This window comes from Pseudomonas sp. HN11 (assembly GCF_021390155.1).
In the GTDB taxonomy this organism is placed as follows: Bacteria; Pseudomonadota; Gammaproteobacteria; order Pseudomonadales; family Pseudomonadaceae; genus Aquipseudomonas.
Map to the genome: position 1 here is coordinate 2,023,162 of NZ_CP089985.1, position 21,187 is coordinate 2,044,348.

Annotated in this window: 13 protein-coding genes, 2 tRNA genes and 3 rRNA genes; 12 read left to right on the plus strand and 6 right to left on the minus strand. The window is 58.5% G+C overall.

Features of this window, described 5'->3' with window-relative positions; genetic code table 11:
- Positions 1-45 precede the first annotated feature (45 nt).
- From LVW35_RS09400 to rrf, 5 genes are all read left to right on the plus strand, one after another.
- Positions 46-1,582: ribosomal RNA gene (locus LVW35_RS09400) — 16S ribosomal RNA — on the plus strand.
- 123 nt (positions 1,583-1,705) lie between these two features.
- Positions 1,706-1,782, plus strand: a tRNA-Ile gene (locus LVW35_RS09405).
- 10 nt (positions 1,783-1,792) lie between these two features.
- Positions 1,793-1,868: transfer RNA gene (locus LVW35_RS09410), tRNA-Ala, on the plus strand.
- A 243-nt stretch (positions 1,869-2,111) separates the two neighbouring features.
- Positions 2,112-5,003, plus strand: a 23S ribosomal RNA gene (locus LVW35_RS09415).
- A 157-nt stretch (positions 5,004-5,160) separates the two neighbouring features.
- Positions 5,161-5,276, plus strand: a 5S ribosomal RNA gene (gene rrf / locus LVW35_RS09420).
- Together the 16S, 23S and 5S rRNA genes with 2 tRNA genes alongside form the textbook arrangement of a ribosomal RNA operon.
- A gap of 88 nt (positions 5,277-5,364) precedes the next feature.
- Here the strand turns inward: rrf and LVW35_RS09425 are convergent.
- Positions 5,365-6,255 carry a LysR family transcriptional regulator gene (locus LVW35_RS09425; RefSeq protein ID WP_233895007.1) on the minus strand — a complete coding sequence of 297 codons (891 nt, stop codon included), beginning with the start codon at positions 6,253-6,255 and terminating at the stop codon, positions 5,365-5,367.
- 102 nt (positions 6,256-6,357) lie between these two features.
- On the opposite strand from LVW35_RS09425, the gene LVW35_RS09430 reads away from it, so the two are divergent.
- From LVW35_RS09430 to LVW35_RS09460, 7 genes are all read left to right on the plus strand, one after another.
- On the plus strand, positions 6,358-7,773 hold the full coding sequence (locus LVW35_RS09430; protein ID WP_233895008.1) for an aldehyde dehydrogenase family protein: 1,416 nt from the start codon (positions 6,358-6,360) through the stop codon (positions 7,771-7,773).
- A 147-nt stretch (positions 7,774-7,920) separates the two neighbouring features.
- Positions 7,921-9,813, plus strand: coding sequence for a penicillin-binding protein 2 (mrdA, locus tag LVW35_RS09435; RefSeq protein WP_233895009.1), 1,893 nt, complete (start codon positions 7,921-7,923; stop codon positions 9,811-9,813).
- Positions 9,814-9,975: 162 nt separating this feature from the next.
- Positions 9,976-10,434, plus strand: coding sequence for an SRPBCC family protein (locus LVW35_RS09440; protein ID WP_233895010.1), 459 nt, complete (start codon positions 9,976-9,978; stop codon positions 10,432-10,434).
- Positions 10,435-10,506: 72 nt separating this feature from the next.
- Complete coding sequence (locus LVW35_RS09445) at positions 10,507-12,864, plus strand: DNA polymerase II (protein WP_233895012.1); 2,358 nt, start codon at positions 10,507-10,509, stop codon at positions 12,862-12,864.
- Positions 12,865-12,934: 70 nt separating this feature from the next.
- Positions 12,935-13,513 (plus strand): GNAT family N-acetyltransferase, encoded by a 579-nt coding sequence (locus LVW35_RS09450; protein WP_233895014.1) that lies wholly within the window; start codon positions 12,935-12,937, stop codon positions 13,511-13,513.
- Positions 13,514-13,525: 12 nt separating this feature from the next.
- Positions 13,526-14,158 carry a glutathione S-transferase N-terminal domain-containing protein gene (locus LVW35_RS09455; RefSeq protein ID WP_233895016.1) on the plus strand — a complete coding sequence of 211 codons (633 nt, stop codon included), beginning with the start codon at positions 13,526-13,528 and terminating at the stop codon, positions 14,156-14,158.
- A 164-nt stretch (positions 14,159-14,322) separates the two neighbouring features.
- Positions 14,323-14,898, plus strand: coding sequence for a DUF4174 domain-containing protein (locus tag LVW35_RS09460; RefSeq protein ID WP_233895018.1), 576 nt, complete (start codon positions 14,323-14,325; stop codon positions 14,896-14,898).
- A gap of 60 nt (positions 14,899-14,958) precedes the next feature.
- Here LVW35_RS09460 and LVW35_RS09465 read toward each other — a convergent pair whose 3' ends face one another.
- From LVW35_RS09465 to LVW35_RS09485, 5 genes are read right to left on the minus strand one after another with little or no spacing between them, the layout of a single operon-like run.
- A complete protein-coding gene (locus LVW35_RS09465; RefSeq protein WP_233895020.1) occupies positions 14,959-16,014 on the minus strand; it encodes an acyltransferase family protein in 1,056 nt (351 codons plus the stop codon).
- Between the two features lie 22 nt (positions 16,015-16,036).
- Entirely contained in the window at positions 16,037-17,446 is a 1,410-nt protein-coding gene (murJ, locus tag LVW35_RS09470; RefSeq protein ID WP_233895022.1) for a murein biosynthesis integral membrane protein MurJ, read from the minus strand.
- Positions 17,446-18,873: an O-antigen ligase family protein gene (locus tag LVW35_RS09475; protein WP_233895023.1), complete on the minus strand. Its 1,428-nt coding sequence runs from the start codon at positions 18,871-18,873 to the stop codon at positions 17,446-17,448. The genes murJ and LVW35_RS09475 overlap by 1 nt, the downstream gene beginning before the upstream one ends.
- A gap of 2 nt (positions 18,874-18,875) precedes the next feature.
- The gene (locus LVW35_RS09480; protein ID WP_233895024.1) at positions 18,876-19,979 is read right to left on the minus strand and encodes a glycosyltransferase family 4 protein; all 1,104 of its coding nucleotides are present in this window, start codon (positions 19,977-19,979) and stop codon (positions 18,876-18,878) included.
- Positions 19,970-21,187, minus strand: a complete 1,218-nt coding sequence (locus tag LVW35_RS09485) for a glycosyltransferase family 4 protein (protein ID WP_233895025.1) — start codon at positions 21,185-21,187, stop codon at positions 19,970-19,972. The genes LVW35_RS09480 and LVW35_RS09485 overlap by 10 nt, the downstream gene beginning before the upstream one ends.

The window sequence follows — 21,187 nt, forward strand, 5'->3', positions numbered from 1 at the left end:
ATTGCTGAGCCAAGTTTAGGGTTTCTTAAAAACCCAAAGATGTTTGAACTGAAGAGTTTGATCATGGCTCAGATTGAACGCTGGCGGCAGGCCTAACACATGCAAGTCGAGCGGTAGAGAGAAGCTTGCTTCTCTTGAGAGCGGCGGACGGGTGAGTAATGCCTAGGAATCTGCCTGGTAGTGGGGGATAACGTTCGGAAACGGACGCTAATACCGCATACGTCCTACGGGAGAAAGCAGGGGACCTTCGGGCCTTGCGCTATCAGATGAGCCTAGGTCGGATTAGCTAGTTGGTGAGGTAATGGCTCACCAAGGCGACGATCCGTAACTGGTCTGAGAGGATGATCAGTCACACTGGAACTGAGACACGGTCCAGACTCCTACGGGAGGCAGCAGTGGGGAATATTGGACAATGGGCGAAAGCCTGATCCAGCCATGCCGCGTGTGTGAAGAAGGTCTTCGGATTGTAAAGCACTTTAAGTTGGGAGGAAGGGTTGTAGATTAATACTCTGCAATTTTGACGTTACCGACAGAATAAGCACCGGCTAACTCTGTGCCAGCAGCCGCGGTAATACAGAGGGTGCAAGCGTTAATCGGAATTACTGGGCGTAAAGCGCGCGTAGGTGGTTTGTTAAGTTGGATGTGAAATCCCCGGGCTCAACCTGGGAACTGCATTCAAAACTGACTGACTAGAGTATGGTAGAGGGTGGTGGAATTTCCTGTGTAGCGGTGAAATGCGTAGATATAGGAAGGAACACCAGTGGCGAAGGCGACCACCTGGACTGATACTGACACTGAGGTGCGAAAGCGTGGGGAGCAAACAGGATTAGATACCCTGGTAGTCCACGCCGTAAACGATGTCAACTAGCCGTTGGAAGCCTTGAGCTTTTAGTGGCGCAGCTAACGCATTAAGTTGACCGCCTGGGGAGTACGGCCGCAAGGTTAAAACTCAAATGAATTGACGGGGGCCCGCACAAGCGGTGGAGCATGTGGTTTAATTCGAAGCAACGCGAAGAACCTTACCAGGCCTTGACATCCAATGAACTTTCTAGAGATAGATCGGTGCCTTCGGGAACATTGAGACAGGTGCTGCATGGCTGTCGTCAGCTCGTGTCGTGAGATGTTGGGTTAAGTCCCGTAACGAGCGCAACCCTTGTCCTTAGTTACCAGCACGTGATGGTGGGCACTCTAAGGAGACTGCCGGTGACAAACCGGAGGAAGGTGGGGATGACGTCAAGTCATCATGGCCCTTACGGCCTGGGCTACACACGTGCTACAATGGTCGGTACAGAGGGTTGCCAAGCCGCGAGGTGGAGCTAATCCCATAAAACCGATCGTAGTCCGGATCGCAGTCTGCAACTCGACTGCGTGAAGTCGGAATCGCTAGTAATCGCGAATCAGAATGTCGCGGTGAATACGTTCCCGGGCCTTGTACACACCGCCCGTCACACCATGGGAGTGGGTTGCACCAGAAGTAGCTAGTCTAACCTTCGGGAGGACGGTTACCACGGTGTGATTCATGACTGGGGTGAAGTCGTAACAAGGTAGCCGTAGGGGAACCTGCGGCTGGATCACCTCCTTAATCGACGACATCAGCTGCTCCATAAGCTCCCACACGAATTGCTTGATTCATTGAAGAAGACGATAGAAGCAGCTTTAAGCTCCAAGCTGATAGCTCCAAGCTAACAGTTGCGCGCTCGAAATTGGGTCTGTAGCTCAGTTGGTTAGAGCGCACCCCTGATAAGGGTGAGGTCGGCAGTTCGAATCTGCCCAGACCCACCAATTTTGTTATGGGGCCATAGCTCAGCTGGGAGAGCGCCTGCCTTGCACGCAGGAGGTCAGCGGTTCGATCCCGCTTGGCTCCACCATATAACTGCTTCTGAAGGTTTGAAAGCTTAGAAATGAGTATTCCGTTGAGAATATTGATTTCTAGTCTTTGACTAGATCGTTCTTTAAAAATTTGGGTATGTGATAGAAAGATAGACTGAACGTTACTTTCACTGGTAACGGATCAGGCTAAGGTAAAATTTGTGAGTTACTCAGTTTTGAGTATTATCGAATTTTCGGCGAATGTCGTCTTCACAGTATAACCAGATTGCTTGGGGTTATATGGTCAAGTGAAGAAGCGCATACGGTGGATGCCTTGGCAGTCAGAGGCGATGAAAGACGTGGTAGCCTGCGAAAAGCTTCGGGGAGTCGGCAAACAGACTTTGATCCGGAGATGTCTGAATGGGGGAACCCAGCCATCATAAGATGGTTATCTTGTACTGAATACATAGGTGCAAGAGGCGAACCAGGGGAACTGAAACATCTAAGTACCCTGAGGAAAAGAAATCAACCGAGATTCCCTTAGTAGTGGCGAGCGAACGGGGACTAGCCCTTAAGTGGCTTTGAGATTAGCGGAACGCTCTGGAAAGTGCGGCCATAGTGGGTGATAGCCCTGTACGCGAAAATCTCTTAGTCATGAAATCGAGTAGGACGGAGCACGAGAAACTTTGTCTGAATATGGGGGGACCATCCTCCAAGGCTAAATACTACTGACTGACCGATAGTGAACTAGTACCGTGAGGGAAAGGCGAAAAGAACCCCGGAGAGGGGAGTGAAATAGATCCTGAAACCGTATGCGTACAAGCAGTGGGAGCCCACTTTGTTGGGTGACTGCGTACCTTTTGTATAATGGGTCAGCGACTTATTTTCAGTGGCGAGCTTAACCGAATAGGGGAGGCGTAGCGAAAGCGAGTCTTAATAGGGCGTCTAGTCGCTGGGAATAGACCCGAAACCGGGCGATCTATCCATGGGCAGGTTGAAGGTTGGGTAACACTAACTGGAGGACCGAACCGACTACCGTTGAAAAGTTAGCGGATGACCTGTGGATCGGAGTGAAAGGCTAATCAAGCTCGGAGATAGCTGGTTCTCCTCGAAAGCTATTTAGGTAGCGCCTCATGTATCACTGTAGGGGGTAGAGCACTGTTTCGGCTAGGGGGTCATCCCGACTTACCAAACCGATGCAAACTCCGAATACCTACAAGTGCCGAGCATGGGAGACACACGGCGGGTGCTAACGTCCGTCGTGAAAAGGGAAACAACCCAGACCGTCAGCTAAGGTCCCAAAGTTATGGTTAAGTGGGAAACGATGTGGGAAGGCTTAGACAGCTAGGAGGTTGGCTTAGAAGCAGCCACCCTTTAAAGAAAGCGTAATAGCTCACTAGTCGAGTCGGCCTGCGCGGAAGATGTAACGGGGCTCAAACCATACACCGAAGCTACGGGTATCACGTAAGTGATGCGGTAGAGGAGCGTTCTGTAAGCCTGTGAAGGTGAGTTGAGAAGCTTGCTGGAGGTATCAGAAGTGCGAATGCTGACATGAGTAACGACAATGGGTGTGAAAAACACCCACGCCGAAAGACCAAGGTTTCCTGCGCAACGTTAATCGACGCAGGGTTAGTCGGTCCCTAAGGCGAGGCTGAAAAGCGTAGTCGATGGAAAACAGGTTAATATTCCTGTACTTCTGGTTATTGCGATGGAGGGACGGAGAAGGCTAGGCCAGCTTGGCGTTGGTTGTCCAAGTTTAAGGTGGTAGGCTGAGATCTTAGGTAAATCCGGGATCTTAAGGCCGAGAGCTGATGACGAGTTAACTTTTAGTTAACGAAGTGGTTGATGCCATGCTTCCAAGAAAAGCTTCTAAGCTTCAGGTAACCAGGAACCGTACCCCAAACCGACACAGGTGGTTGGGTAGAGAATACCAAGGCGCTTGAGAGAACTCGGGTGAAGGAACTAGGCAAAATGGCACCGTAACTTCGGGAGAAGGTGCGCCGGTGAGGGTGAAGGACTTGCTCCGTAAGCTCATGCCGGTCGAAGATACCAGGCCGCTGCGACTGTTTATTAAAAACACAGCACTCTGCAAACACGAAAGTGGACGTATAGGGTGTGACGCCTGCCCGGTGCCGGAAGGTTAATTGATGGGGTTAGCTAACGCGAAGCTCTTGATCGAAGCCCCGGTAAACGGCGGCCGTAACTATAACGGTCCTAAGGTAGCGAAATTCCTTGTCGGGTAAGTTCCGACCTGCACGAATGGCGTAACGATGGCGGCGCTGTCTCCACCCGAGACTCAGTGAAATTGAAATCGCTGTGAAGATGCAGTGTATCCGCGGCTAGACGGAAAGACCCCGTGAACCTTTACTATAGCTTTGCACTGGACTTTGAATTTGCTTGTGTAGGATAGGTGGGAGGCTTTGAAGCGTGGACGCCAGTCTGCGTGGAGCCATCCTTGAAATACCACCCTGGCAACTTTGAGGTTCTAACTCAGGTCCGTTATCCGGATCGAGGACAGTGTATGGTGGGTAGTTTGACTGGGGCGGTCTCCTCCTAAAGAGTAACGGAGGAGTACGAAGGTGCGCTCAGACCGGTCGGAAATCGGTCGTAGAGTATAAAGGCAAAAGCGCGCTTGACTGCGAGACAGACACGTCGAGCAGGTACGAAAGTAGGTCTTAGTGATCCGGTGGTTCTGTATGGAAGGGCCATCGCTCAACGGATAAAAGGTACTCCGGGGATAACAGGCTGATACCGCCCAAGAGTTCATATCGACGGCGGTGTTTGGCACCTCGATGTCGGCTCATCACATCCTGGGGCTGAAGCCGGTCCCAAGGGTATGGCTGTTCGCCATTTAAAGTGGTACGCGAGCTGGGTTTAGAACGTCGTGAGACAGTTCGGTCCCTATCTGCCGTGGACGTTTGAGATTTGAGAGGGGCTGCTCCTAGTACGAGAGGACCGGAGTGGACGAACCTCTGGTGTTCCGGTTGTCACGCCAGTGGCATTGCCGGGTAGCTATGTTCGGAATAGATAACCGCTGAAAGCATCTAAGCGGGAAACTAGCCTCAAGATGAGATCTCACTGGAACCTTGAGTTCCCTGAAGGGCCGTCGAAGACTACGACGTTGATAGGTTGGGTGTGTAAGCGCTGTGAGGCGTTGAGCTAACCAATACTAATTGCCCGTGAGGCTTGACCATATAACACCCAAGCAATTTGATTACTCTAACGAGCATCAGATTGCGGTGTGTGAAGACGAAATGAACCGAAAGTTCGAATCTCACAAAACACCGAACGCTGTCACATACCCAATTTGCTGAAGCGAGGCCAACAGGTCGCGACTCAGTACCCGAATTTCTTGACGACCATAGAGCATTGGAACCACCTGATCCCATCCCGAACTCAGCAGTGAAACGATGCATCGCCGATGGTAGTGTGGGGTTTCCCCATGTGAGAGTAGGTCATCGTCAAGATTAAATTCCGAAACCCCATTTGCGAAAGCAGATGGGGTTTTGTTTTGGGCGGGCGAAAAGTCAATTGAAACGATACAGGTTACGTCACTTAAAAATCTTTCTCCTTGATCAGCTCTATCAACGCCCTCAACCCCGCCGGCACATGCCGCCTTCCTGGATAATAAAGCCGCAACTTATCAAACGACGGCGTCCAGTCTTCAAGCGCACGAACCAAGCTTCCTGCTGCAAGATCCGCCGCTGCATTCCATTCAGTTAAATAAACCAGACCTAACCCTGCTCGGGCCGCCTCAAGCATCAGTGTAGGATTATCAAGCGTCAGCGCGCCTTGCACATCCACAGCAATAGTTTCACCGTGCCGTTCAAACTCCCACCGATAAATGGCACCACTCGGCATGCGGCTGCGAATGCAAGGGTGTGCGCTTAAATCCAACGGGGTCAGCGGGGCAGGATTTTCAGCAAAATAGGCCGGACTTCCCAGTACGGCAAAGCGCTGCCGAGGGCTGATATCCACGGCGATCATGTCTTGGGGAATGCTATCGCCCAGGCGAATACCCGCATCAAACCCTTGAGCGACAATATCAACCAGGCGGCCCTCGGTGACGATATCCAGCTTCATCTTTGGATAGCGCCGCAAGTATTCGAGCAACAGCGACATCACCTGTTTGGCCGCGCCTGCCGAGGTGTTAAGCCGCAACGTACCGCTCGGGGCTGTCTGGCGATTGCCAGCGTGCTCCAACGCCTCCCGGATCGTCGAAAGCGCGGGGGTGATAGTGCTGACAAATTCAGCCCCTACCTCCGACAACGACACGCTACGTGTCGTCCGATTGAACAACCGCACCCCCATTCGCGCTTCAAGCGCAGCAATCGAGTGGCTCAGGGCGGATGTCGACACCTCCAGTTCAGTCGCCGCCGCACGGAAACTGCGATGACGTGCCACCGCCAGTACTGCTTCCAGCTCATTCAGCCCGGATGTGTTCATTGTCCTGGATCGCTCATTAGCTCATGCCGTTTTATACGGATTATCAGGCTAATCATAGTGACTTACTTTAAGGCATACCAACTGAGTGTCTTCGGAGAACCTATGCACACGATCAATCACATCTACATCAATGGCAAATTTGTCACACCCCACGGAGAGGAGCTGTTCGACCTGTTCAACCCAACGACCGCCCAGCCCATCGGGCACGTCAGGTTGGCTGATGAGCAAGATGCCTACGCCGCCATCGAGGCCGCAAAGCAGGCTTTTCCTGAGTTCTCACGCACGACTCAATCCACGCGGGTTGCTCATCTCAAACGCATGCATGCTGCCGTAGCGTCCGTACAAGCCGAACTGACCCAAGCCATCATCGAAGAATACGGCGCCCCTGTTTCCCGTGCAGTCTGGATGGCCAAGCATGCAGCCAGCGTCCTACTGGATGCTGCGAACATACTGCAGGACTATGACTTCACCCGGCGCATCGGCATTGCAGAAGTGATCATGCAACCCTTGGGCGTCGCCGGACTTATCACGCCCTGGAATAGCAACGCCGGCTTCATCTGCGGCAAACTCGCGGCCGCTCTCGCCGCCGGTTGCACTGCTGTGGTCAAGCCCAGCGAAATGAGCGCCCTGCAAACCGACGTCGTCACCCGCGCTCTTCATCAAGCGGGATTACCCGCCGGCGTCTTTAACATCGTGACTGGGCGGGGCGAAACCGTCGGTGCGGTTCTTAGCACGCACCCTGACATTGCCAAGGTCTCATTCACCGGTTCCACGGCGGTGGGTAAACACATCCTGCGTGCGGGCGCTGAGACCCTGAAACGGATCACCCTCGAGCTAGGCGGCAAGTCGCCGGTATTGGTGCTCGACGATGCCGACCTGACAAAAGCCATCCCCATGGCACTTCAAGCGGGTTTCATGAACAGCGGGCAGGCCTGTATAGCGGGCACCCGCATCCTCGTACCGGCTCACCGTTTGGCTGAGGTAGAACAGTTGATCATCAAGGAAGTTGCCAACGTTCGCGCAGGCGATCCTCAGGACCCGAACACCAGCGTCGGTCCCATGGTCAGCCTCAAGCAATGGCAGAGGGTCCAGAAATACATCCAGCTCGGTATCGAGGAAGGCGCCCACCTACTGACGGGTGGCCTCGGCCTGCCCCACGAATGCAAAGCCGGATGGTTCGTCAAACCCACCGTATTCAGCCGCGTGACGAACCAAATGACCATCGCCCGCGAAGAAATCTTCGGCCCCGTGCTTTCGGTCATCACCTACAAGGATGAAGCAGAAGCCCTGGCCATCGCCAACGACACGTCCTACGGCCTCCAGGCCTATATCCTCTCATCCGATCTACCGAAGGCCCACACCCTGGCCGAGCAAATCGATGCCGGCCGCGTGCTGATCAACACCCTGGCCCACGAACCCCGTGCACCCTTTGGCGGTTTCAAACAATCCGGCATCGGTCGCGAATACGGTACTTTCGGTCTGGAGGCCTTTCTGGAACCCAAATCCATCCTCTCTTGACCTTAAAAAGCGATAAGCCAGCATGCCGTTGGGGAAATCGATGCAAAGTGTTTCTGCATTTTTGGTATGGTGCAGCACATTTTCACAGGGATTGATCTTTCATCCGCAGGACGCGGCGTCGACTTTCTTCAACGAGATGCTGTAGAAATGCCTGAACCGATACCGATCAAGGATCACGAAAAAGAGAACCGCCTGGTCAACAAGCGTCTGCTCGCCTGCGCATTGTTGGTGATTGGCATCACCTGTGCCCTGGTGGGGCGCATGTACTTCCTGCAGGTCGTACAATTTGACTATCACTCCACGATCTCCGAGAACAACCGTGTCCACGTGTTGCCGATTACCCCGACACGCGGGTTGATCTATGACCGTAACGGTGTGGTACTGGCCGACAACCGCCCCAGCTACAACCTGACCATCACCCGCGAGCGCACCACTGACCTCAAGGGCGAGCTGGACGCTATCGTCAGCTTGCTGCATCTGCCTGCCGAAGACCGCGCTGTCTTCGACAAGGCGCTGAAACAGGCGCGCCATCCCTTTGTCCCTGTGACCTTGTTTTATGAACTGACCGAAGAGCAGATCGCGCTGCTGGCCGTGAACGAGTTCCGCCTCCCAGGCGTAGACGTAGAACCGCAATTCGTCCGCCATTACCCATTGGGCGCTCACTTCGCTCATTCCATCGGTTATGTAGGCCGGATCAACGAGAAAGAATCCAAAGCCCTCGACTCCGTGGAGTATCGCGGCACGCAATCCATCGGCAAGACTGGTATTGAGCGCTTCTACGAATCCGAGCTACACGGCCACGTCGGCTATGAAGAAGTCGAGACCAACGCTCAGGGCCGCGTACTTCGCGTGCTCAAGCATACGGATCCGATCCCTGGCAAAAACATCGTGTTGAGCCTCGACGTGCATCTCCAGGAAGCAGCAGAACAGGCCTTGGGCGATCGCCGTGGCTCGGTAGTTGCTCTCGACCCGCAAACCGGCGAAGTGCTGGCCATGGTCAGCAAGCCGAGTTTCGACCCGAACCTGTTCGTCACCGGTATCAGCTTCAAGGAGTATGCCGCACTGCACGATTCCATCGACCGGCCTCTGTTCAATCGTGTGCTACGTGGGCTCTACGCACCGGGCTCGACCATCAAGCCGGAGGTCGCTATCGCCGGCCTCGACAGCGGCGTCGTCACTGCACAAACCCGCGTGTTCGACCCCGGTTACTACCAACTGCCGGATTTTGACCATAAATACCGCAACTGGAACCACAGCGGTGACGGCTGGGTAGACATGGACGCGGCCATCATGCGCTCCAATGACACCTATTTTTACGACCTGGCCCACAAGCTGGGCATTGACCGTCTGCATGACTACCTGGCTGAGTTCGGCCTGGGCCAGAAAGTCTCGCTGGACATGTTCGAAGAGTCAGCCGGCCTGATGCCTTCCCAGGCCTGGAAGCGCGCCACGCGCCGCCAACCCTGGTTTCCGGGCGAAACCGTGATTCTCGGCATCGGCCAGGGCTACATGCAGGTCACACCGTTGCAGCTGGCCCAGGCCACAGCGCTGATTGCCAATAAAGGCGTGTGGAACCGACCGCACCTGGCCAAGACCATCAACGGCGTGCCGCCGGTGGATGAAAATCCCATGCCTAACGTTGTCCTGAAGGATCCGCGTGATTGGGAGCAGGTCAATCACGGCATGCAACTGGTGATGCACGATCCACGCGGCATCGCTCGCGCTGCCGCACAAGGCGCGCAGTACCGCATTGCCGGTAAGAGTGGTACGGCGCAAGTGGTGGCGATCAAGCAGGGCGAGCGTTACAACCGAGAGAAAACCCTGGAGCGCCATCGCGACAACGCCCTGTTCGTCGGCTTCGCGCCGGCCGAACACCCGAAAATCGTGATTTCGGTGATGATCGAAAACGGTGAGGCTGGCGGCCGCGTGGCGGGCCCGGTGGTGCGCCAGATCATGGACGCTTGGCTGCTCGACCAGGAAGGACACCTGAAACCTCAATATGCGACACCGGCCAAAGCGCCCGGCGATCCCAAGGTTTGATTCAAGCCTGCACGCGAACATTCAACTCGGGTTCCTACGGCGAGCCGCGTAACGCGATGGTCAATGCCAAGTGGAAGTCCTGAAGTAAGTCGCAACACCAATGCGTGACTGAAAGGTTGCGCATTGTTCGATGTCGCCTACTGTCAATGGAGGAGGTGACTTATGCACGTACTGGATCGAATCGAACGAAAAGTCCTGCTCAACGCTACACGTAAACAAGTATGGGAAGCCCTCACCGATGCCGAGCAATTCGGTCGGTGGTTTGGTATCGCACTCGACGGTAAAACCTTCGCTGCCGGGCAAAGCATCGAAGCGCCGATCACTTATCCGGGTTACGAACATGTGATCTGGAAGGCCAGGATCGAACGTATCCTGCCGCAAACGCTGTTCTCATTCTGGTGGCATCCCTTTGCGGTAGAAGAGGGCGTGGACTACGACCAGGAAACCCCGACACTGGTGGAGTTCACCATTGAGGACCGTGCACCGGGTATTCTGCTGCGGGTGGTCGAGTCCGGATTTGATAACGTGCCCGAAGCCCGCCGGCAAAAGGCGTTCAAGATGAACTCGCGCGGTTGGGACGAGCAAATGGGCAATATCGAAGACTACCTCCAGCGTTCGTGAGCGTTAACCTGCCGCATGTGCGTGATGCCGAGTAGAATCACGCCCTGAAAGCGATTCCTGAGGTGCGGTACGGTGGATTTACAGCAGGGTTTTGTCCTGACCCGGCATTGGCGCGATACCCCGGCGGGCACGGAGGTCAGCTTCTGGCTGGCCACTGACCAGGGTCCAAGGTTTATCCGCCTACCCGTGCAGACCTCGGTGATGTTCATTCCCGAGGCCCATCGCAAGCCGTTGGACTGGCTGCTCAAGGGCGAGCGTGATATCGAGTTGCGCCCGTTGCAGCTGTGCGATTTCCATCACCGCCCCGTCCTCGGCCTGTACACCCGGCAGCACCGTCAGGCGATGGAAGTGGAAAAACGCCTGCGCGCGGCGGGCGTCGACGTCTACGAAGGCGATGTACGCCCACCCGAGCGCTACATGATGGAGCGCTTCATCACCGCCCCGGTGTGGTTTGGCGGCACGCCCGACGCCACCGGCGTGCTTTGCGACGCGCAGATGAAACCTGCGCCCGACTACCGGCCGTCGCTGAAACTGGTGTCCCTCGACATCGAGACAACCGCCCAAGGCGATCTCTACTCCATCGCCCTCGAAGGCTGCGGCGAGCGCCAGGTGTATATGCTCGGCCCGCCAAACAAAACCACCGCCGTGGACTTCAAGCTCGACTACTGCGACACCCGCGCCCAACTGCTCGAACGCCTCAACCAATGGCTGGTCCTGCATGACCCCGACGCGATCATCGGCTGGAATGTGGTGCAGTTCGACCTGCGCGTGCTCCACGAGCATGCCCAGCGCCTCAATGTGCCGCTCATGCTCGGGCGTGGTGAAGAGCCTATGGCTTGGCGCGAACACGGCAGCCGCAACCATTACTTCGCCGCGGCGGCGGGTCGCTTGATCATCGATGGCATCGAAGCCCTGCGTTCGGCCACCTGGAGCTTCGAATCCTTCAGCTTGGAAAACGTCGCGCAAACCCTGCTGGGCGAGGGCAAGGACATCTCCACGCCGTACCAGCGCATGGACGAAATCAACCGCATGTTTGCCGAGGACAAGCCCGCCCTGGCACGCTACAACCTCAAGGACTGCGAGTTGGTCACGCGGATTTTCGAGAAGACCGAACTGCTCAAGTTCCTGCTGGAGCGGGCCAGCGTCACCGGGTTGCCGGCTGACCGCAACGGTGGCTCCGTCGCCGCCTTCACTCATTTGTACATGCCGTTGATGCACCGCCAGGGTTTCGTCGCGCCGAACCTGGGCGACAAGCCACCCCAGGCCAGCCCCGGCGGTTTTGTCATGGACTCACGCCCCGGCCTTTACGAATCGGTGTTGGTGCTCGACTACAAAAGCCTTTACCCGTCGATCATCCGCAGCTTCCTGATCGACCCGGTTGGCTTGATCGAAGGCCTCAAACATCCTGACGATAGTGATTCGGTGGAAGGCTTTCGCGGCGCCCGTTTTTCCCGCACCCGGCATTGTTTGCCGTCCATCGTTGCACGGGTCTCAGAAGGCCGCGAAGACGCCAAGCGCGAACACAACGCGCCACTGTCCCAGGCCCTGAAAATCATCATGAACGCCTTCTACGGCGTACTCGGTTCCAGCGGCTGCCGCTTCTTCGATACACGCCTGGCCTCGTCGATCACGATGCGCGGCCACCAGATCATGCGCCAGACCCGCGAACTGGTCGAAGCACAGGGCTATGAGGTGATCTACGGCGACACAGACTCCACCTTTGTCTGGCTCGGTAGTGCGCATTCCCAGGAGGATGCCAGCCGCATCGGCCGGTCGCTGGTGCAGCACGTCAATGATTGGTGGCGCGCGCACTTGCGCACCGCGTTCGGCCTGCAAAGCGCCCTCGAGTTGCAGTACGAAACCCATTTCGCGCGCTTTCTCATGCCGACTATCCGTGGTGCGGAAGAGGGCAGCAAAAAACGCTACGCCGGCCTGGTGGTGCGCAGCGATGGCAGCGAAGAAATGGTCTACAAAGGCCTGGAAACCGTGCGCAGCGATTGGTCGCCCCTGGCGCGCCGCTTCCAGCAGGAACTCTACCAGCGCATCTTTCATCGCCAGCCTCATCAGGACTACATCCGCGACTACGTGCGCCGTACCCTCGGCGGCGAATTCGATGAGTTGCTGATCTACCGCAAACGCCTGCGTCGCCGACTGGACGACTACGAGCGCAACGTGCCGCCCCATGTGCGTGCCGCGCGCCTGGCCGATGAATACAACGACCGCCTGAAACGCCCGCGCCAGTACCAGCGCGGCGGCTGGATCAGTTACGTGATCAGCGTCAACGGCCCGGAACCCCTGGAAGTGCGGCAAGCACCCATCGACTACGACCACTACGTCACCCGTCAATTGCAGCCGGTGGCGGATGCGATCCTGCCGTTCGTGAATGACGATTTCAGCACCTTGGTCGGCGGTCAGATGGGCCTGTTTTAAAACGCTTGATTCGTCCGGGTGGGAGCCTGCACTCTCTGTCACTGATGACCACCCAGACGGCGCTGCCACCATGACCCTGATCACACTGAGCGGCACCACGGTCGAACTCCTGCCCCTGCAGAGGGAACACCGGGCCGCGTTGCTCGACGCCGCCGCCGATGGCGAATTGTGGAACCTCAAGGTCACCAACGTGCCCGGTCCGGATACTGTCGATAAATATATCGACACCGCCCTGGCGGGGCGTGACGCCGGTAGCGTGATCCCGTTCACCCTGGTGCGTCGTGATGACGGCAAGGTGGTGGGCAGCACGCGGTTCTGGAAGGTCGACCGGGTTAATCGCAAACTGGAAATCGGTCACACCTGGCTGGCACTGTCCACGCAAAAAAGCGGCATCAACACCGAAGCCAAACTGCTGTTGCTGACCTACGCTTTCGAAGTGCTTGACTGCGTGCGTGTGCAATTCACCACCGACGAACTCAATGAAAAGTCCCGCGCCGCGATCCAGCGTCTCGGCGCCGTGCAGGAAGGCATCGTGCGTCACGAACGCATCATGCCAGACGGCCGCAAGCGTAACTCGGTGCGCTTCAGTATCATCGATTCGGAATGGCCGCAGGTGAAGGCGCATTTGCACGCCAAATTGCAACGCTAGGAGGAAAAGTCCATGTACACGCTTTATGGCATCGACGAATCCGGTTCCTGCATGATCGAAATCGCCCTGCAACGCTGTGCGGTGCCGTGGCGAAGAGTGGACGCGGCCTCTTGGGCGGAAGGTGAAGGCAGCGATGAACTGGCCCGGATCAACCCGCTCAAGCAAGTGCCCACCCTGGTCACCCCCGATGGCCAGGTATTGACGGAAAGCGCCGCGATCCTGATCCACCTGGGCTTGGAATATCCCGCCTCGGGCCTGCTGGCTGGCGACCGCGCACAGATCATCCGCGGCCTGGTGTACATCGCGGCCAACTGTTATTCGGCGATCGGCATCATCGACTACCCGCAACGCTGGCTCGGCAACGTCAACGAAACAGTGCAGGCGCAGTTGGTGTCGGGCACCCGGCGTTACCTGCATCAGGCCTGGGTGGTGTTCGCCGATCAGTTTGCCGAGCAGTTGTTTGCGCCAAACGGTGTGCCGAATGCACTGGGCCTTATGGCGGCGGCAGTGTCGCGCTGGGATGAAGCACGAGAGGCATTGAACGGCTTGGCGCCGAGCTTTGCCCAGAGCCTGGCGCAAGTGGATGCCGACCCACTCGTCGCCCCCGTATTTGCTCGTCATTGGCCGGAATGGAAGGTCTCATGATGTTTCCGAAATCAGTGGAAACAATGACAGTCGCAGCCACCAAACCCTTGCGTAGCGGGCGTCCTGTCCTACGCTTTCTTGAAGTGGTGTAGGAATCATCCTTGAATTTGACTGTCGCAGACATGAAACTCAAGAACCCTGCATGGAATACAAAGGAGGTGCGCATGCTCATCCGGTCGCTGACCCTGGCTACCTTGATGGCTTTTACGGGGCCGCTGTTGGCTGCTGATGATATCAACCCGCTCAAGCAGGACTTGGGCAAGGCCCGGCCGCTGGTGGTGGTAGAGCTCGATTCGGGCAACGACACCTTGGCGACCCTCAAGAAACAGTTGGACGAGCCTGCGACCAGGCAGTCCTTTGACGAACGCAGCATGGTGTTCTACACCGTGAAGTTCGGCAGCATCGGTGCCGAAGGCGAGAAGTTCGCCAAGGATCCCAAGGACAACAAAAAGCTCACGCCGCCGGAAACCAACGCGCTGATCCGCGCCCTTAAGCTGGGTGCCGGCAGTGGTACCAAAGTGATTCTGGTGGGTAAGGACGGCGAGAAGAAACTCGAGAAGACCGTGCCGCCGGATACTCTCGACCTGAAGGAGTTCTTCAGCGCCATCGACCAGATGCCGATGGCCGAGAAAGAAACCGCCGCACCGGCCGAGCCGGAGCCCACTGCACCGGCCCCAGCCAAGGGCGCCAAGCCTGCCAAGCACGGCAGTAAGCCAGCCGCGCAACAACTCGACGACTGAAATAAACAACCCCTTGTGGGAGCGAGCAGGCCCGCTCCCACATTTGGAGCTTTTGCGTTCTCAAGTAGGGGCCTTCTCCCTAGCGGGTTTACGCACCGGAAACGGAAAGTAGAAGAACCGCAAAAATGCCACCCGCTTGATCACTTCCCCGATCAACAAAGGCACCACCACGGCCACCACAAAACCCACGCAGGCCGCGACAAACGCGTGCAGCCCCAAGCGCTCCAGCAGGTCGAAGGTCTTGTGCTGGATCTCGCCATGGAAGATCAACAGGATCAAGGTGTTCTGACCGATGTAGGTCATGGCCCGCGTGACCCAGGTCGACACCATCAGCACGCGCGCCAGCGCCCAGCAGGCGTACACGCCGATCACGGCCGGCAACGTGGTCCAGAACCAGTGGTCGTAGCGTCGCTGCGCCAGGTCCATGGTGTCCCAGGTGAAGGTGAACACCGCGACAAACAACGCAATCGAAATCAACAGTGTCAGCCAGGAGCCCGCGTGGGTGCGCAGCCAATCACGCAGCAGGTAGCCGACAATGAAATAAGTGCTGCTGATCAAGGTGATATCCACGCTGAACGGCAGGCCCGGCAGCACCCAGGTATGCTCGCCGAATGTGACCGGCAGTTGCCAGAACCAAGGCAGCATCCAGACACCCACTATCAGTTGCAGCGCCATCAACGCGAGGCTGAACAACAACGATAGCTTCAGGCGCTGGATCAAACGCAGCATCACCCAGCTGAACAGAATCGCCACCCAGAAGTGCGGCAGGAACCACAACGCCTGCCACGGGATGGTGTCCACCGAGGCGTACAACACGCCGCCGATATCCGGCAGCAGCGGCTGGTCACGCAGAATGCTGCGCGCGATCACGTAGGTCAGCATGGTGAAGAAAAACGGCTTTAGCAGACCATCGGCCTTGCGCACTGCCATCTCAACGAACGGCTGTTCCGGCTTGAAGAACACCCCCGACAAAAAGAAGAACAACGGCAAGATGAACGACGCCAATACCGGGTACAGCAAGTCCGGCGAGGTGGCGACAAACCAACTGTGGGCGAACACGATCACCAGGATGCCGATGCCTTTGGCGATGTCCATTTGAATCCAACGATGTTTCATCCACCTATCCCCGATCGATCATTCATGCCTTGCGCCACGGTTTGAGCCACAGCCCCATGCCTAGCAACACCACGGCGCCGGCCAGGGTGCTCAGCCCCAGTTGCAGCCACACGTCTTCAATCCGAAACAGCGTCAACCCTGCCACGCCCATCAGCACGGCACTGAGCAGCCAGCTGCGTGTCCAGGACAGGGCGCCGAGCAAGGCCTGGCGTTGCATCAGCAACAGCGCGGTGCAGATCACCCCAGCCAGCGCCGACAACGCAATACCCGCCAGGCCAAACACAAAGGGCAACACGCCGAGCAGCAGCACGTTGACCAGACTGCCGAGCAGTTCGCAGCGCAGCGGCTGGCGCGTATCCCCGGCCGCGTAGGCATAACGCGCAAGCAAGGCGTTCCAGGCACCGAATACCAGCGGCACGGCAAACCAGGCCAGCAGCAGCGGCAACGGCGAGTCCAGCGATTGCTTAGGCAGCAGCAACGCCACCAGGCTCGGGGCTGCTGCCACCAGGCCGACACCGGCGGGCAGGGTCAATACGCTGGCGGTTTCCAGGCCACGCTTGAGCAGGGCCAGGCGCTCGTCGCCCTGGCGGCGGCTCATCATGCCCAGCAGCACCTGGTTGAGGCTCATCAGCGCAATCAGCGGCAGGTTCATCAGCTTGCGCGCCAGGTTGACCCAAGTCACCGCGCCTTCACCCAGCAGCGACGCCACCAGTCGTTCGATCAGCGCCAGGCCCTGGCTGGCGCCGTTGCTCAGCAACAACGGGCCGGCGCGTTGGCCCAACTCCCGTAGCGGCGCCCACGACAGTTGCCAGCGCCACGGCCGCCAGCCCTGGCGCCACATGGATGGCAGCAACGCCAACGGCATCAACAGGCTGCCTGCCAGGCAGGCCAGGGCCAACGAGTGCGGTTGGGTGGCGGTGCCGGCGAGGGCGAGGTAGGTCACCGGCGGCAAGTTGAACAACAACGAACCCAGGCCGGCCAGCACAAAACGTTCGCTGGCCTGCAAAGGGATGCTGAACAGTGCATGCAGCATCAACCCCGGCACGCACCAGGCGACGATCTGCAAGTTGCTGCTGGCGAGCGCCGTGGCGCTGGCCGCCAAGCCGGGACCGAGCAGTTGCACCAGCCACGGCGCCAATAGTGTCAGCAACAGGCTGGTGACCAGGGCGATCAGCAACAGTGCGGGGAACAACGCGGCCAACCAGCCCAATCGCTCGTTATCCTTGCGCGTCAGGTACAGCGGCAGCGCCGCGGCACTCAGCACGCCGCCGGCCAATGACATGCGCAGCGCTTCCGGCAAAAATAACGCGATCAGGAATGCATCACTGCGCTCGCCCGCGCCCCACGCCGCCACCAGCAGCCATTCACGGGCAAAACCCAGGCACAGCCCCAGCAGCGTCGCCAGCGTCAGCCAAGCGGCGGAGCCCAGCATCAGGGCCGTGCGCCATCAAGCATGGCGTTGCGAGAGACCACACGTTTCACCTGCGGCAGGCGTGCCGGAAACAGTCGACGTGCCTCCAGCACGTTGATGCCGACCATCAGCCAGAACAACGCGACCATCACCACCGCAAAGCTGAAGTAGTGGTCGAACAGGCCGCTGACCAGCGCCGAGAGAATCCCGGCGGTGGTGCCCAGCCACAGCGCATTGTCCTTGGTCAGGCGGATCGGGCCGCGTTCCGGGCGCGCTTCACGCCACCAGCGCACGGTGACTGCGATAAAGAACAGCATGCCGACGATGCCGGTTTTGTAGATGTAGTTCAGCCACAGGTTGGAGATGCCCAACAAATCGGTGCCCGGCACCGGCGGGTCGACCTTGAAGCCGATGCCGAACGGATACGACACCACTGCCTGCGGGAACATGCGGTATTCGTCGAAGCGCACTTCGGTACTGGCGTTGCTCGAAGAAAAGATTGTCGCCAGGCGTTCCTGCAACGGGGGATATGCAATCACCAGCGCCACGGTCAGCGCCGCGCCGATCATCAGCAGACGCCCGGTGTACGCCACCCGACGCGTGGCCATCCACAGCAGCACCAACGCCAGGCTGACCATCGCCCCACGGCTACTTGCCAACAGCAAGGCCGCCGCCCCCAGGCATGCCACGCCCAAGCCCAGCGCGCGCTTCCACCCTTGCTCGGTCATGCCAAAACAGAAGGCCAACGGCAGCAGCAGCGCCATGATCCCGCCGATGGCATTGGGGTGCATCCACGGCGAGCCCATGCGTGACGACATAGCTTCCAGGCCGAATTTCAGCGTGTCGAAGTTACCGTAGTTGAACAGCGCCAGCACCGGCGCGATGCCGGCCCCGGAGCGCGTGCGCACGAACACCGCAATCGACAGCACCAGCATGGCCAGGCTGCCCAGCAGCAGGGCGATCACCAGGGACTCACGGTGTTTGTGGTCCACCAGCAACTTGGCGCAGAGAAACACCCCCGACAAGTTCAGGAGCCAACGCAGCCAGTTGGCCACACCGCTGCTGTCGGCGTGAATGGTGACCTGGCCGACAATGAAGGGAAACACGCTGAACACCATCAGCCACAACAGCATCTGGTCGGTAGGGCGTCGGGCGAGGCTCGGCGTATCCGACCAGCGTGCCAGGAAGCTGTTCCAAAGGACCGCGCCCCAGGTCATCGCCAGGATGGCTTCGCTGACGGTACTGCGAATGCCCAGGTTGACCGTGGAATACGGCATGAACGTGGCGACCAGCGCGAAGAGCAACAGACCCCAGAATGGAAAGCGCAGGATGGTCACGGCCCCGGCCAGGCCGATCACGGCGAGAAACGCCTTGGCGGGCGACAGCAGCAGGGCGACGGCGCCAAACAGCAGGCCGAAGAGAATGGCGACGAGACTGGGCAGGTTCACTCTCACTTCAGTTCCTCGATCAGTTCGGCCAGGCGCCGACGATAGGCGTGATGGTTGAAGCGTTGCGCCCATTGTCGGTTTTGCTCGGGTGATTCGTCTTCAACACGTTCGCCGAGGCTGAGCATCAATTGCGTCAACGCCGGGCCGTCGGTGGGCGAAAAACGCGGCGCCGAGGGCGGGGTGATTTCATCCAGCGAGGTGCCGCTGGCCACCGCCACCGGGGTGCCGACGCTCAGGGCTTCGATCACCGGCAGGCCGAAGCCTTCGGCATAGGACGGCTGCCACAGACGCGAGGCCTTGCGGTACAGCGCATGCAATTCGGCATCCGACACGCCGCTGAGTGCGCGAATCCCCGGCAGACCGCGCTGGCCTTCGGGCAAATGGTCCAGGCTGCCCACCAGCACCAACTCCGGCACGGCGGGGGATAGCCGTCGTGCCTGTTGCCAGGCGTCTACCAGGAACGGCACATTCTTGCGCAACTCGCGGGTGCCCACCAGCAACCAATAATGCTCGGGCAACTGACGCGCACCGAGGTCTGCCGCCAGTTCGGAAAAGCCATCGACCTGATTGGGCAACACACGAATCTTGCCTGCGGCCTTGGGGAACAACCGCGCGGTTTCATCAGCGCTGTACTGCGAAGGCGTCCACACCCGGTCGGCGCTGTGCACCGCATAGGCAATCGAAAGGTGATCGCTGGTCTTGTAGATCAGCGCCTTCAATCGGTTGGCGTGGTAGTTGTTCAGGGTGATCTGAAACAGGTCATGCAACAGCACCACGGTGCGCAGTCTCTTCGGCTTGGGCGGCAATGGCAGGCCCATGTTGAACGTGCTGATGTACAGGTCGATCTGCTGTTCACGCAACGCACGGGGCAGAAAACCAGCCTCGAAACGCAGGCGATTCTGCGGCTGGTGCATCGCGGTCTTGGCGCAGCCCCAGGCTGGGCAATGGGCCTGCAAGCGGGTTTCATCGCCCAGGGGGGCGACGGTGAACCGCTCAAGCTCGATGCCCGGCATACCCTGCAGGGCGCTTTCCAGCGCGTACACCTGGCGGCTGATGCCCGATTGCGGCGAGGTGCCGACGGTGCGGTAATCCAGGCCTACACGCATGCGGGCTCCTTTTGATTCAGCGGCGAAAGGCTCGCGTACACCTTTTCCAGCTGGCTGGCGGCGACGCTCCAGTCATGGGCGCGACGCACATAGGCGCGACCGGCTTCGCCCATGGGGGCGGCGGCGTCGGGGAATTGCAGCAAACGCACCACGGCGTCGGCCAGGCTCGCGGCGGTTTGCCCGCCAAGGTAGTCCAGGCCTTCCACCAGGTCCAACCCCGACACGCCTTGCTCGGTACTCGCCAAGGGCAAGCCAGCAGCCAGCGCTTCCAGCACTTTGAGCTTGGAACCACCGCCATGGCGCAACGGCGCCAGGAACACCGAACAGCTCGACTGCAGTTTCAGCAGGTTGGGCACAAAACCCTGCCACTCAATGCGCGGGTCCGGCCAGCGTTCACGCCAGCTGTCGGGCATGCCGAAGCCGCACACACTCATGCGCGCGTCCGGGCAATGTTCCCAGACCTTGGGCAGGATTTCGTCCAGGGCCCACTCGATGGCGTCCACGTTGGGGGCGTATTCGTAGTTGCCGAGGAACAACACGCGGCGGGTCGAGGGGTCAGGGCGGGCGGCGGCGAAGTGGTCGCAATCCACGCCATTGACCACTACCGACACCGGTTTGCCGGCGATTTTTTCCAGGGTCTGAGCATCGCTGTCGGTCACCGCCACCACCTGGGCAGCCTGGCGCATTACCCGGCGTTCCCAGCGGGTGTAGCGCCATTGGTCATAGCGAATGAATGGCAACGACCAACCCGGCAAACGGTCATAAGTGGCCGCGCCGAGGGCCGATTCGACGTTGTGTTCGGTCAGCACGAACGGCTGGGATTTACGCGCCAGTGCATCTTCATAGGGTTGAAAACTGTAGCTGTGTTCGATCTGCACCACATCCCACTGTTCACCCATTAACCAGTTGAAGGTGTCCTGCAACCCACCCGACAGTCCATTCACACTGGCGAGCAACGGGTAAGGGGCGAACAGCCCGGCGAGCAGTGTCGTGACGCTGCGCAGTGGGCGACGCGGCAGGATGATCAGTTGTTCGAGAAACGCCTCCAGCACCTGGCGGTCGGTGAGCGACACCGGATGTTTGTCATGCAGCAGCAAGGTGATCCGATGCCCACGCGCGGCCAGGCTGCGCAGCAGGTGGAACTGGCGCGTCTTGCCGCCGCTGGTGGCGGGCCAGGGCGAGTAGGGCAGGATCCATAAAATGCGCAT